Raw genomic sequence first — 12348 nt, forward strand, 5'->3', positions numbered from 1 at the left:
GGTGCGGCCGGTCAGAACCGACCGCACCACTCACGACCTTGTGCGAAGATCGCGAGATGGCTGCCGAGGTTGACCAGATCGTGCTCGACGCGGCCGACTCCTACGGCGACTTCATCACCGAGAACTTCGGCACCCGCACGCTTTCCTTCTCCTCGGGGCCCGGGCAGTTCAAGTTCGGCCTGCTGAGCGGGCCAGCCGCGCCGTTCGACCTGATCGAGGTGTTCTCGGAGCCGCAGTTCGACATCAGCGGCAAAATGGTCGGCGAGCAGGACTTCTACCGGATTCAGCTCACCTTGCGCGGCGACGGGATCACCCTGCGGGACGGGCACGAGACCCGCACGCTCGACCACATCACCGACTTCCGCCAGAAGACCTTCCGGTCGGTGCGGTTCGAGCCGAACTCGCTCGCGTACGTGCTGCAGGTGCCCCGCGTCCAGATCGAGCGCACGGTGGGCAAGTACCTCGGCAGGGACGTGCCGTCGCCGATCCTCTTCGAGACCGACCTGCGTGCCGACAATCCGCCCGTCACCGCCTGGACCGGGCTGATCAAGACCTACGCCGAGACCTGGCGCTCGGGACTGTTCACCGCGTCGCCGCTGGCCGCCTCGCATTTCCAGCAGCTCGTGCTGCACGGGCTGGTCACCGCCCAGCCGCACTCGCTGAGCCCGCTGCTCACCGCGCAGCCCGCCACCCTGATGACCGAGGCGGTCAAGCGCGCGGCCAGGTTCTGCGAGGACCACGCGCACGAACCGATCTCCGTGACCGACCTGGCCATCGCGGCCCGCACGAGTGTCCGCGCGCTGCAGAAGGGTTTCCGCGCGCAGTTCGGGCTGAGCCCGCTCGGCTACCTGCGCCGGGTCCGCCTCGCGCGTGTGCACGAGGACCTGGTCGCGATCCGGCAGGGCCGCGCCACCGGTTCCGTCACCGAAGTGGCGCTGCGCTGGGGATTCGTGCACCTGTCCCGGTTCGCGCAGTTCTACCGCGAGGCCTACCGGGAGGCACCGTCGGCCACCGTCGGGCTATCCGGAAAGCGTCACCGGGGTGCGGCGCGAATCGGATATCCGCCCGCCGACCGCGCACGTTAATGTCCTGCGGGGTGCGCGAAAGGGTCTCGCGCGCCGGGAACTGGGAGGAAATCATGCAGGGCAAGGGAGTGCGCCGCGCCGGTATCGGCAGCGCCGCCTAGCTATCATTGCGCACAAGTGCTTGAAAGGCTCCGGTTTCGAGCACTTGTGCGCGTTGTCCCGCTGACTAGACTCACTGTCCATGATGGATGTTCCGTTCGAGCCGAGGCCCGTCGCCCGGTTCGGCATCGCCGGGCTCGGCCAGCGTGGCCGCTCGATGGTCCCCCTGTTCCGCGAAATTCCCGGCGCCAGGATCACCGCGCTCTACGACGTCGACCCGGCCGCCGTCGCGGCGACGATCGCATCGGCCGAGCTGCCCGAGTCGGCCGCCTGCACCGATTTCGAGCAACTCTGCGCGCGCGACGACGTCGACTTCGTCTACATCGCGACACCGTGGGACTCCCACGCGCCGCTCGCGCTGACCGCGATGCGCGCGGGCAAGCACGTCGGCGTCGAATGCCCGCTGGCGACGTCGATCGAGGATCTCTGGGAGCTGGTCGACACCTCGGAGCAGACCCGGCGGCACTGCATCCAGCTGGAGAACTGCTGCTACGGGCGCAACGAACTCCGGGTTCTCCGCATGGTCCGCGCCGGGCTGTTCGGCGAAACCCTGCACGCCTCCGGCGGTTACCTGCACGACCTGCGCGAGCTTCTGCTGTCCGACAGCTACTACGCGGGCCAGTGGCGGCGCGGCTGGCACACCGACGGGGACGGTGACTCCTATCCGAGCCACGGGCTCGGCCCGGTCGCCGGGTATCTCGGCATCCACCGTGGCGACCGGCTCGCCAGGCTGACCTCGATGAGCACCCCGGCCGCCGGGCTCGCCGACTACCGCGACCGGGTGCTCCCCGGCGGCGATCCGCGCCGCGGCGAGCGGTACCGGGCGGGCGATGTCACCATGAGCCTGCTCCAGACCGAGCTCGGCAAGGTCGTCCACCTGGTGCACGGGGTGTCCAACCCGCATCCGTACAGCAGGCTGAACCACCTCGCGGGCACGCGCGGGGCGTTCGAGGACTTCCCGCCGCGGATCTACCTCGAGCCGAAGCAGACGGACCACGAGTGGGGTGACTTCGAGCAGTACGCGAGCTACGACCATTGGCTGTGGACGGACATCGGCCCGGGGCCGGGCGGGCACGGCGGGATGGACTTCCTGATGCTCTACCGGCTCACCCAGACACTGCGGCTGGGCCTGGTCCCCGACATCGACGTCTACGATTCCGCCGCGTGGAGCGCCCCGTTCGCGCTGTCCGCCGAATCCATCCGACGGGGTGGCGCCCCGGTGGACTTTCCGGACTTCACGCGGGGACGATGGAAGAATCCGCGTGCCGGGCTCGATTCACCGAAACCGCGTACGGAGACATTCCAGCGGTAGTACGTTGTTCAACTCGGACCAGAGGGGCGGAAGCATGGACCGGCACGAGCGGCTCAGCGCGCTGTTGGACATGGTGGGCCAGCGCGACAAGATCGACGTCGAGAAGACCGCCGAGGAGCTGGACGTGTCGCCCGCGACCATCCGCCGCGACCTCGACCACCTCGCGGGCCGCCAGCTGCTCACCCGCACGCGCGGCGGCGCCGTCGCCAGCAACGTCGCCTACGACCTGCCGTTGCGCCACAAGGCGGCCAGGCACGCGCCGGAGAAGCAGCGGATCAGCGCGGCCGCGGCGCGGATGATCGAGCGGGGCATGATCGTCGGGCTCAACGGCGGCACGACCACCACCGAGATCGGCCGCGCCATCGCCACGCGCGCCGACTTCAACGACCGCGGCTCGGTCTCGCCGGCGCTGACCGTGGTGACCAACGCGCTGAACATCGCGCACGAACTGGCGGTGCGGCCGAACATCAAGATCGTCACCACCGGCGGGGTCGCGCGGCAGCACTCGTTCGAGCTGACCGGTCCGCTCGCCGAGCTGCTGCTCAACGAGATCACGCTCGACCTGGTGTTCCTCGGCGTCGACGCGTTCGACGTGACGCGCGGCGCCTACGCGCACCACGAGGGCGAGGCCAGCATCAACAAGCTGCTGGCCGAGCGGGCGCGTCAGGTCGTCGTGGTGACCGACAGCTCGAAGCTCGGCGGCCAGGCGTTCGCGCAGATCTGCCCGGCCTCGGCGGTGGACATGCTGATCACCGACGAGTCGGCCGACCCCGACGTGCTGCGCGAGTTCGAAGAGCAGGGCCTCGCGGTCGTCACGGCTTGAGCAGGTCGAGCGCCAGCAGCCCGGCGCCGTAGCGGCTGGCATCCGGGCCGAGCTCGGCAAGGCGCAGCTCCGGCTCACGCTGGAACGTCAGCCGCAGCTGCCCGCGCACGGCGTCGAGCAGGTACTCCCCTGTCGTGAACAGCCCGCCGCCGAGCACGACGACCTCCGGGGCCAGCAGGGTCGCCAAGATCCGCAGGCCTCGCGCGAGCCCGTCGACGGTCTCGTCCACCACGACCTTCGCGCGCTCGTCCCCATTCTGCGCCGCGAGTACGACACTTTCGGCGCCGTCGGCCGGTTCGCCGGTCAGTTCGGTGTAGCGCCGGGCGACCGCCGACGCCGAGGCGATCATCTCCATGCAGCCGACCGCGCCGCAGCCGCACTTGAGCTGGTTGCCGACGTCGACATGGCCGAGCTCCCCGGCGAGCCCGCCGCCGGAGTAGAGCCTGCCGTCGACGAGCAGCGCCGCCGCGATCCCGGTGCCGACGGCGACGAACGCGGCTTCGGTGCAGCCTCGCCCCGCGCCGACCCTGAACTCGGCCAGCCCGCCGGCGCGGACGTCGTGGCCGAGCGCGACCGGGATGCCGAGCCGCTCGGCGAGCAGCGCGCGCAGCGGCACGTCACGCCAGTCGAGATTGGCCGAAAACCGGGCGATACCGGCGTTCTCGTCGACGATGCCGGGCACGACCACGCCGACGGCCGCCGGGTCGTGGCCCAGCTCGGCCACCATCCTGGCCACCTGGTCGGCGACCGCGTGCCCGTCCGCGCCCTTGGCGGTGGGTTCGCGGCTGGTCGCCAGTGTCTTGAGGTCGCCGTCCAGCACCGCGGCCTTGATGCTCGTCCCGCCGACGTCGAGCGCCGTAATCACCATGGGGGAGATTCTTACCGCAGTACCACCGAGCGAGTCAGGTTCCGTGGGCTGTCGGGGTCCAGACCACGGTCGGTGGCGATCGCCGCGGCGACCAGCTGGGCACGCACCAGGTCGGCCAGCGGGTCCAGCTTGCTCTCGATGAACAGCGCGCCGGTGTTCGCGACGTCCTCGGCCAATCCCGGCGGCGGCTTGCCGAACATCCAGGTCACCCTGCCCGGCTCGCCGATGCTGATCGGGCCGTGCCGGTACTCCCACGCGGGGTACGACTCGGTCCAGCTCAGCGTCGCCTCACGGAACTTCAGCGCGGCCTCGTGCGCGAGCCCGATCGTCCAGCCGGTGCCGAGGAAGGTGAACTGGCTCGCCGTGCGGACCCGGTCGGGCACCGGCTCGACCAGCAGCATCTCCGCCTGCGCCGTCGCCTCGGCGAGGTCCTCGCCGGTGTGCGTGCGCAGCAGCGCGAGCGTGGTGGTCGCGAACCTGGTCTGCACCACTGAGCGCTCGTCGCTGAACGACAGGTCGATGACCGTGTCGGCGCGGTCGCCGATCTCGCGGGGCACCGCGGTGATCACCGTGGTCGGGGTGACCCCGCGCAGCCATTCGAGCAGGTGCAGCACCTCGGTCGTGGTGCCGGAGCGGGAGATGGCGAGCACGTGGTCGTAGCGGCGGCGGCCGGGGAACTCCGACGCGGCGAACGCGTCCGTGTGCCCGAGCCCGGCCGATTCGCGCAACGCCGCATAACACTCGCCGATGTAGCGGGAGGTTCCGCAGCCGACCACCGCGACGCTGGCGCCCTTGGCGGGCAACCGATCTCCCACTGAGTGGACCAGCTGGGCGGCCTGGCGCCAGCACGCGGGCTGGCTTGCGATCTCGTCAGCCATGAACGATCGCGTCATGTGCAAGATTATGCACGGTCAACCGCTTTCTCCATCAGATTCACTCAGCCTGGTGGTGGAACGGTATTACCCGAACAGCCCACTTCGGCTTTTCGCCAGAACGTGCCGTAACCACCTTGCAACTGATCGTGGCCCGGTTTTATGCGTACCTCACATTGACCGGCCCAGGCCGCCGCACCTACCCTCATCCACGCTAGGCGACGGACTCCGGAAGCGGTGAGAACCCGCACGGACGCGCCACTGTGAGCCCGTGAACCCCGCGGGCGAGTCAGACCCGGGCCCGTCGCATGTTCCCGAAGTGGCCGCGCAAGCCCGAGGAGGCTCCCCCTATGACGACCCAAGCCGTAGCTCCCGCGTTCCCCGCGGTACCGATCAGGATCCCGGTGCGCGAGATCCTGCCGTGGGCGGTGTTCACCGTGCTGCTCGGCCTGATCGCGGTGTACTTCGTCGGCGCCGAGCAGGGCGCGTTCGCGCTGTTCGACAACATGTACATCCACGAGTTCGCTCATGACGGCCGGCACCTGCTGGCCTTCCCCTGCCACTGAGCGCGGGCGGGGAACAACAGCACATGATGAGGACCCTCCTGGTCCGCGGCATGCTCGCGGGCCTGATCGCCGGTGTGCTCGCGACCTTGTTCGCGTACTTCTTCGGCGAGCCGTCGATCAACGCGGCCATCGGCATCGAAGAAGCCGGTAGCGCCGCGCATTCCCACACGCACGACCCCGCGGCAGCGCCGGGCCACGACCACGGCGCGGCGGCGGAGCCCGAAGAGGAACTGGTGAGCCGGGACGTGCAGAGCACGCTCGGCCTGCTGGTCGCCGTCGGCGTCTACGGCACCGCGATCGGCGGGCTGTTCTCGCTCGCCTTCGCGTTCGTCTACGGGCGGGTGGGCAGGCTCCGGCCGAGACTGACCGCGGCGGCGCTGGGCGCGTTCGCGTTCGCGGTCGTGTTCCTGGTGCCGTTCCTGAAGTATCCGGGCAATCCACCCGCGGTCGGCAAGCCGGAGACGATCGGTGAGCGCACCGGGCTGTACTTCGGGTTCGTGGCGCTGTCGCTGGTCGTCGCCGTGCTGGCGCTGGTGCTCAGCCGCAAGCTGGCGGCCAGGCTCGGCGGCTGGACGGCCGGTCTGCTCGGTGTGGCCGGGTATGTCGTCGTGCTGGCGCTCTGCTCGTGGCTGATGCCGGTCATCGACGAGGTCGGCGACTTCCCGGCGTCGACGCTGTGGACCTTCCGCGTCTCGTCGATCGGCACGCAGCTAGTGCTGTGGACCGCGCTCGGGCTGACGTTCGGCGCGCTCGCCGAGCGGGTGCTCGCGAAGAAGGCGGTCGCCGCCGCGGCTTGATACGTAAGGGCTCGTGTGTGTTCCCGACCGTTGGGAACACACACGAGCCCTTGTTCGTTGACGGGTCAGAAGGTGGCACTGCGGGTCTTAGGGGGATTCGGAGGGCCGGTGTCACCCGACTCTTGAGGGGGACTCAAGATGAGTATCGATCTGTCCAAACCGCTGCGCTGGAAATCAGCGGACGAAACGGTTCGGATTCTCGACGAACTGCAGCCGAACATAGTCAAGGCACATGTTCGTGATCACCTTTCCATGCTGTTCCTGGCGTTCGAGGACACCGCCGAGGCGGCGGCCTTCCTGACCGGGCTCGCCGGTTTGATGAAGTCGGCGAAAGATCATTTGCTGGAAATCGAAGCCTTCAAGAACGAAGGTGCCAAGAGCTCGCCTTATGTCGGTGTCGGGCTCACCGCGAGCGGCTACGCGAAACTGGACATTCCCGAGGAGAACCGGCCGGCGGACCGGTCGTTCACCACCGGGATGAAGTCGACCGAGACCCGGCGCAAGCTCAACGATCCGCCCAGGTCCGGCTGGGATCCGGCCTTCCGCGAGGACATCGACGCGGTGGTGCTGATCGGCGACGCCACCGACGCGGGCATGGCCGCGCGCCGGGGCCAGGTCGAGGATCTGATGCCGGATTCGGTGATCATTCTCGGCGAGGAGACCGGGTTCACCCAGTTCAACGCCCAGGGTGACCCGATCGAGCATTTCGGGTATGTCGACGGGCGCAGCCAGCCGTTATTCCTGCTCGAGGATTACGAAGACGAGCGTGACGGCACCGATGGCGTCGACGAATGGGATCCCCGCTTCGGGCTCGACAGGGTGGTCGTCGCGGACCCGGCGGCGCCGGACCCGGGGCTGCATTTCGGCAGTTATTTCGTCTTCCGCAAGCTGGAACAGAACGTGCGCCGGTTCAAGCAGGCTGAACAGGATCTCGCGGACGAACTCGGTTTCGAGGGCGAAGACCGGGAACGGGCGGGCGCGCTGATCGTCGGCCGGTTCGAGGACGGCACTCCCGTCACCGATCATCGTGAGGCAGGCGCGCACGGCCCGGTGCCGAACGACTTCAGCTACGACAGTGACGGCGAGGGCCACAAGTGCCCGTTCCACGCGCACATCCGCAAGAGCAATCCGCGTGGTTCCGGCGGTTTCGAGCCGGTCGAGGCCGAACGCCTGCACATCATGGCCCGCCGAGGCCAGACCTACGGCGAACGTCTCGACGACCCGAACGCCGATCTTCCGCCGTCGGCCCGCCCGTCCGGTGGCGTCGGGCTGCTGTTCATGGCGTTCAACTCCAACATCGGCCAGCAGTTCGACTTCGTGCAGACGAACTGGGCCAACGGGGCGGGTTTCCCCCGGGTGCCCGATGGCGCGTCGAACCCCGGGCGGGATCTGGTGATCGGGCAAGGGCCACGCGAGGACGACCCGACCTACGCCACCGAATGGGGTTCGGACGTCACCAAGACCGCGGCGCCGTCCCCGCAGGCCGTCACGTTGAAGGGTGGTGAGTACTTCTTCATGCCGTCGCTCGCCTTCCTGCGCGGTCTCAGCCCGCAGCCCGGCTGACCGTTTCCCACTCGCTCCATTCGCTGATCCGCTGCCGGTGGACGTCGAGGATGACGTCGAAATCGCCGTCCCCGAGCAGCAGGCGGCGCGGCGGGGTGTCGCTCGCGGCCAGCTTCATCATGGCCTCGGCGACCCTCGCCGGGTCGCCGGGAGCGGCGCCCTCGTACCGGGTCATCAGCGCCTCGCGGACGGGCTGGTACTCGGGCATGAAGGTGGACAACTTCATGCTGTGCCCCAGGAAATCCGTGGCGTAGACGCGCGGTTCGACCAGAGTCACGTGGATCCCGAACGGCGCGAGCTCCTGCGCGAGCGAGTCGCTCAGGCCTTCCAGCGCGAACTTGCTCGCCGAGTAGAGCCCCAGCGTCGGCACGCCCATCAGTCCGGACACGCTCGACATCTGGATGATGTGCCCGGATCCCTGTGCCCGCAGCCGCGGCAGCACGGCCTGGGTCACCCACAGCGCGCCGAAGAAGTTGGTGTCCAGCAAGGCACGCGCGTCCGCCTCGCTGACCTCCTCGACGGTGCCCGCGAGCCCGTGCCCCGCGTTGTTGACGACGACGTCGATCCGCCCGAATGCCTCGACCGCCTTCTCGACGGTCGCGAAGACGGCCGCGCGATCGGTGACGTCCAGCGGCAGCACGACGAGTCTGCCGTCATGCTCGGCGACCAGCTCGTCGAGCGGCTGGCGCGCGGTGCCGATCACCCGGTCCCCCGCGGCGAGCGCGTGCTCGGCGATGAGGCGGCCGAAGCCCCTGCTGATCCCGGTGATGAACCAGACGCGGTCGTTCATGATCTTTCTCCTTCGAGTTGACGAGACGATCCGTCTCGTCTCGTTGGTGCTACGATGACACCCATGCCGGAGCACGTCAAGACCCCCGACCCAGCCCGCCGCAGCGAGCGGTCCCGCCAGGCGATCCTCACCGCCGCCACGGAACTGGTCAGCGAAGTCGGCTACCAGAAGCTGACCATCGAAGGCGTCGCCTCACGCGCCGGCGTCGGCAAGCAGACGATCTACCGCTGGTGGCCTGACAAAGGCGCTGTCGTCCTCGACGCTTATCTGGCTTTGACGAACGCCGACGCGGGCCTGACCTTCCCGACCACCGACGACCTCGAGGCCGACCTGCGCCTGGTCCTCACCTCGACCGTCGGCCAGCTGGCGGACGCCTCGTTCGCCCGCTTCTACCGCTCACTGCTCACGGCGATCCAAAACGACGAAAAGCTTGCGCGGCAACTGAATGAGCGCCTGCTCGGACCGTGGCTGGAAGCCACCAAGGAACGCCTGCGGGTGGCCGTCCGCGCGGGCGAGATCGCCGACGCCGACCTGGACGCGGCGGTCGACCTGTTCTACGGCTCGTTCTACTACCGCTGGCTGCTGCGCACGGGCCCGCTGAGCACCGAGTACTGCGACTCGGTGGTCGCGTTATTGCTGCGCGCACTGCGCCCATGATCGCCTAGGATCTTGCTCGGGTCGGGGCACTCGCGAGGGGGAACCATGTCCGACGAACCACGCCCTGTCCTGCCACCGCGCGGCCCGAGCTACGAAGACGCGCCGCCTCCCGAATACCGCCCGGCCGGCGGAACCGACGGGTTCGCGGTCGCCGCGCTGGTGTTCGGCCTGATCGGCGGCGTGCTCGGCCGGCCATCGTCCAGCTCAGGGGCGGCGGCGATCATTTCGGAGACGACGACGTCCGGCTTCCCGACGGCCACACGGTCGCCGCGACCAGCCTGAAGGAACACGACTGCTTCACGAAGACCACGGCGGACATCACGGTCGCCGTCTCACTCGTGCGCTGCGACGACCTCCACGACGGCGAGGTCTACGCGCGAATCCTGTTGTCCGAGAACAACTTTCCCGGCCAGAACGAACTCGATCGCATGGGCTCGGAGGAGTGCGCCGCGGCGTCCGAGGAGTTCCTCGACCACGACTCGAACTATCCCCCGCTGGACATCCATTTCCTCTTTCCCAAGGACAGCGGCTGGCAAGGACACGTCCGCTGGATCACCTGCATCTACATGAGTCCGGCAGGCGTCATCCGCAAACCGGTCCTGCAGAACGGCACGCCCTACACGGTCGAGCAGAAGCGGTACGCGGTCACCGTCCAGTCGTACAACCGCGAGTTCCCGAAATTCCAGGCCTTGCGCGGCCAGTGGACCGAACGCAGCGAGAAAGCCGGCGCCATGCAGCAGATCGTCTGGTGGGAGGTGCTGGAACTGACAAGCGCGCCCTGGTCACCCGAGATGCAGCCGCTGATCAACGACTGGGTCGCCAAGAAACGCGCCGAACTGGTCGACTGGACGGAGGCCGCCGCCGCGGGCGACGCGAAGCAGCTCGAGGAAGCCTTGGCGAACCAGGCGCAGGACAACGGGCTCGCCGAGGAAAAGAAGGTCCGGGACGCCCTGCGCTTCACCCGCAACTAAAGACGGGATACCAGCCTAGGCTTATATAAGCCATTCCTGATACGATCCTGGCCGTGCACGCCTTCGACATCCTCGGTGACCCGGTGCGCCGTCGCATTCTCGAGCTGCTCGCCGACGGTGAGCAGACCTCGGGCGCGATCACGGAGGTGATCCGGGCCGAGTTCGCACTGTCCCAGCCTGCTGTCTCCCAGCATCTGCGCGTTTTGCGCGAGAGCGGATTCGCGTCGGTCCGGGCTGAGGGGGCCCGCCGGTTTTACGCCGTCGAACCCTCGCCGCTGAGCGAGGTCGACGCGTGGTTGGACCGGTTTCGCGGGCTCTGGAACCAGCGCCTCGACGCCCTGGGAACGGAGCTGGCCCGCGGCAGACGCGCATCCCGGACCTCAGGTGCCGCCACCAGCGGAAGGAACACGACGTGAAAGACATACTGGACGAGCTGGCCGCCGCCCGCCGGAAGATGGGCGCGGCAACCCTGCCCGCTGGCGACGCGTACACGATCGAGTTGCGGCGTCGCTACGACGCGCCGGTCGACGACGTGTGGAACGCCATCACCGACCCCGAGCGGCTAGGCCGCTGGTTGAAGCCGGTCACCGGAGACCTGCGGCTCGGCGGGTCGTTCGAGCTGGACGGCGGTGAGCACGGCGAGATCCTCCAGTGCGATCCGCCGCGGCTGCTGCGGGTGTCCTGGCTCTTCGGCCCGGACGCCGACGAGTGGCCGGGTACGAGCGAGGTCGAGGTGCGCCTGTCCCCAGGCCCTGCCGGAGACACGGAGCTCGAACTGGTCCATGCGGCGGCCGTCGGGGAGCCCATGTTCCCGACCTACGGCCCCGGCGCCGGCGGCGTGGGCTGGGACCTGCATCTCCTTGCCCTGTCCCGGTTCCTGGCCGACGGCGAGCCCCTCGACCACGAGGAGTTCCGGACCTTGCCCGAGGGGCGCGAGTTCACTCGGCGCAGCGCAGCGGCATGGGGCGAAGCCCACCTGGCCGCCGGCGGCGATCCGGACCAGGTGGCGTCCGCGGTCGAAGCCACTACCGCGTTCTACGTCCCCGGAACGAACGCCCGATGAAGTACACCACCTCGATCGAGATCGGCCTGCCACGCGAGAAAGTGATCCGGCTGATCGCCGACCCGGCGCACCTGCCGAAATGGCTGGGCAGCCTGCACGCCCTCCCCAGTTCGGTCGTCGTGCACTACGACCGTGAGATCCTGGCCGAGGGCATGTGGCAGGCCCAGCGCGACCGGATCATCGACGCCGGCCCGGACACGACGCTATGGGAGAGCGAAAGCGAGTTCCGGTTCGACGGGTTGCCGATGCGACTGATGGGGCGTCTGCTGCCCGGTGTCTTCCGAAAGCAGTCGCGGCAGCACATGCAGGACTTCAAGGCTTTCGCCGAACAAGGGACGGACGTCCGCCAAGGAACGAACTGATCTGTCCTGATCTGTCGCGGTCAGCGACGAGAATCCCCCGTTACCTTTTTCGTGGCTCCTGACCAGAAGCTAGGGACACGGCCACCACAAGGTAGCTCTCGTCGTAACGTGGCTGCCGGCCGTCGATGCTTGACTGGCGACCGGCACGCGACGACACGGAAGACTCCGGGCGATGCTCGCCGAGCGCGGGCGAGATTCACCCTGGTGACATTTACGAGGACTGCTCGTTCCACCCGGTGCTCTGCACCTACATCGACGACGGCGACGAGACCGGCGGCATTTCCCTCATCGACGCGAGCGCCCCACGAGCCTGCTCACTCAGCGGCTGCGCCCGTCATCAAACTGTCCATCGCCGACGTGACCCCGGCGATGGCCCGATTCTTGGAGCGCCCCGTCATAGGCCGATCTGCTCTGCATCGACGAACTCGACTACATGCAGCTCGATCGCCGCAGAGCCGAGGTGCTATTCCAGGTCCTCAGTCGCGATCGGTGCCGAACGAGACCGACAAACGGCGTCAGC

General features: G+C 68.5%; 14 protein-coding genes and 1 pseudogene. 12 read left to right on the forward strand and 3 right to left on the reverse strand.

Translation table 11 applies throughout. The features are described from left to right. Positions 1–56: 56 nt before the first annotated feature. The 3 genes and pseudogenes from BLV57_RS30220 to BLV57_RS30230 all read left to right on the forward strand — a co-directional run bounded on the left by BLV57_RS30220 (position 57) and on the right by BLV57_RS30230 (position 3319). A complete protein-coding gene (locus BLV57_RS30220; RefSeq protein WP_091294514.1) occupies positions 57–1085 on the forward strand; it encodes a helix-turn-helix transcriptional regulator in 1029 nt (342 codons plus the stop codon). A gap of 178 nt (positions 1086–1263) precedes the next feature. Continuing rightward, positions 1264–2496: pseudogene (locus tag BLV57_RS30225) on the forward strand (Gfo/Idh/MocA family protein); the annotation flags it as partial. A 34-nt stretch (positions 2497–2530) separates the two neighbouring features. Further along, a complete protein-coding gene (locus BLV57_RS30230; protein WP_091294517.1) occupies positions 2531–3319 on the forward strand; it encodes a DeoR/GlpR family DNA-binding transcription regulator in 789 nt (262 codons plus the stop codon). Here BLV57_RS30230 and BLV57_RS30235 read toward each other — a convergent pair. Next, positions 3309–4187, reverse strand: coding sequence for an ROK family protein (locus BLV57_RS30235; RefSeq protein WP_091294519.1), 879 nt, complete (start codon positions 4185–4187; stop codon positions 3309–3311). The genes BLV57_RS30230 and BLV57_RS30235 overlap by 11 nt on opposite strands. An 11-nt stretch (positions 4188–4198) precedes the next feature. Then, positions 4199–5080: an SIS domain-containing protein gene (locus BLV57_RS30240; protein WP_091294521.1), complete on the reverse strand. Its 882-nt coding sequence runs from the start codon at positions 5078–5080 to the stop codon at positions 4199–4201. A 329-nt stretch (positions 5081–5409) separates the two neighbouring features. Between BLV57_RS30240 and BLV57_RS30245 the strand changes: the two genes are divergently transcribed. From BLV57_RS30245 to BLV57_RS30255, 3 genes are all read left to right on the forward strand, one after another. After that, on the forward strand, positions 5410–5625 hold the full coding sequence (locus BLV57_RS30245; protein ID WP_091294523.1) for a CbtB domain-containing protein: 216 nt from the start codon (positions 5410–5412) through the stop codon (positions 5623–5625). Positions 5626–5648: 23 nt separating this feature from the next. After that, positions 5649–6422 carry a CbtA family protein gene (locus BLV57_RS30250; RefSeq protein ID WP_091294524.1) on the forward strand — a complete coding sequence of 258 codons (774 nt, stop codon included), beginning with the start codon at positions 5649–5651 and terminating at the stop codon, positions 6420–6422. 138 nt (positions 6423–6560) lie between these two features. After that, positions 6561–7985, forward strand: a complete 1425-nt coding sequence (locus BLV57_RS30255; RefSeq protein ID WP_091294526.1) for a Dyp-type peroxidase — start codon at positions 6561–6563, stop codon at positions 7983–7985. Here the strand turns inward: BLV57_RS30255 and BLV57_RS30260 are convergent. Continuing rightward, a complete protein-coding gene (locus tag BLV57_RS30260; protein WP_091294528.1) occupies positions 7966–8775 on the reverse strand; it encodes an SDR family NAD(P)-dependent oxidoreductase in 810 nt (269 codons plus the stop codon). The genes BLV57_RS30255 and BLV57_RS30260 overlap by 20 nt on opposite strands. Positions 8776–8838: 63 nt before the next feature. On the opposite strand from BLV57_RS30260, the gene BLV57_RS30265 reads away from it, so the two are divergent. Genes BLV57_RS30265 through BLV57_RS30285 form a run of 6 tightly spaced genes read left to right on the forward strand, consistent with a single transcriptional unit; the run spans position 8839 to position 11828 of the window. Next, positions 8839–9432 carry a TetR/AcrR family transcriptional regulator gene (locus tag BLV57_RS30265; RefSeq protein ID WP_091294529.1) on the forward strand — a complete coding sequence of 198 codons (594 nt, stop codon included), beginning with the start codon at positions 8839–8841 and terminating at the stop codon, positions 9430–9432. A gap of 45 nt (positions 9433–9477) precedes the next feature. Next, positions 9478–9714 (forward strand): hypothetical protein, encoded by a 237-nt coding sequence (locus BLV57_RS44045; RefSeq protein ID WP_245757573.1) that lies wholly within the window; start codon positions 9478–9480, stop codon positions 9712–9714. Then, positions 9711–10403, forward strand: coding sequence for a septum formation family protein (locus BLV57_RS30270; protein WP_281244447.1), 693 nt, complete (start codon positions 9711–9713; stop codon positions 10401–10403). Before BLV57_RS44045 ends, BLV57_RS30270 begins: the two co-directional genes overlap by 4 nt. 53 nt (positions 10404–10456) lie before the next feature. After that, positions 10457–10819, forward strand: coding sequence for an ArsR/SmtB family transcription factor (locus BLV57_RS30275; protein WP_091294532.1), 363 nt, complete (start codon positions 10457–10459; stop codon positions 10817–10819). Continuing rightward, positions 10816–11466 carry an SRPBCC family protein gene (locus tag BLV57_RS30280; protein ID WP_245757575.1) on the forward strand — a complete coding sequence of 217 codons (651 nt, stop codon included), beginning with the start codon at positions 10816–10818 and terminating at the stop codon, positions 11464–11466. The genes BLV57_RS30275 and BLV57_RS30280 overlap by 4 nt, the downstream gene beginning before the upstream one ends. Beyond that, positions 11463–11828, forward strand: coding sequence for an SRPBCC family protein (locus BLV57_RS30285; protein ID WP_091294534.1), 366 nt, complete (start codon positions 11463–11465; stop codon positions 11826–11828). The genes BLV57_RS30280 and BLV57_RS30285 overlap by 4 nt, the downstream gene beginning before the upstream one ends. Positions 11829–12348: the final 520 nt, after the last annotated feature.

It is taken from the genome of Amycolatopsis xylanica (genome assembly GCF_900107045.1).
GTDB lineage: Bacteria > Actinomycetota > Actinomycetes > Mycobacteriales > Pseudonocardiaceae > Amycolatopsis > Amycolatopsis xylanica.

What these genes read in the sequence shown, in the direction of transcription:
- BLV57_RS30240 (WP_091294521.1), bottom strand. Translation starts at nt 5,080, where the DNA reads ATGACGCGATCGTTCATGGCTGACGAGATCGCAAGCCAGCCCGCGTGC.
- BLV57_RS30235 (WP_091294519.1), bottom strand. Translation starts at nt 4,187, where the DNA reads ATGGTGATTACGGCGCTCGACGTCGGCGGGACGAGCATCAAGGCCGCG.
- BLV57_RS44045 (WP_245757573.1), top strand. Translation starts at nt 9,478, where the DNA reads ATGTCCGACGAACCACGCCCTGTCCTGCCACCGCGCGGCCCGAGCTAC.
- BLV57_RS30250 (WP_091294524.1), top strand. Translation starts at nt 5,649, where the DNA reads ATGATGAGGACCCTCCTGGTCCGCGGCATGCTCGCGGGCCTGATCGCC.
- BLV57_RS30230 (WP_091294517.1), top strand. Translation starts at nt 2,531, where the DNA reads ATGGACCGGCACGAGCGGCTCAGCGCGCTGTTGGACATGGTGGGCCAG.
- BLV57_RS30285 (WP_091294534.1), top strand. Translation starts at nt 11,463, where the DNA reads ATGAAGTACACCACCTCGATCGAGATCGGCCTGCCACGCGAGAAAGTG.
- BLV57_RS30220 (WP_091294514.1), top strand. Translation starts at nt 57, where the DNA reads ATGGCTGCCGAGGTTGACCAGATCGTGCTCGACGCGGCCGACTCCTAC.
- BLV57_RS30265 (WP_091294529.1), top strand. Translation starts at nt 8,839, where the DNA reads ATGCCGGAGCACGTCAAGACCCCCGACCCAGCCCGCCGCAGCGAGCGG.
- BLV57_RS30255 (WP_091294526.1), top strand. Translation starts at nt 6,561, where the DNA reads ATGAGTATCGATCTGTCCAAACCGCTGCGCTGGAAATCAGCGGACGAA.
- BLV57_RS30260 (WP_091294528.1), bottom strand. Translation starts at nt 8,775, where the DNA reads ATGAACGACCGCGTCTGGTTCATCACCGGGATCAGCAGGGGCTTCGGC.
- BLV57_RS30245 (WP_091294523.1), top strand. Translation starts at nt 5,410, where the DNA reads ATGACGACCCAAGCCGTAGCTCCCGCGTTCCCCGCGGTACCGATCAGG.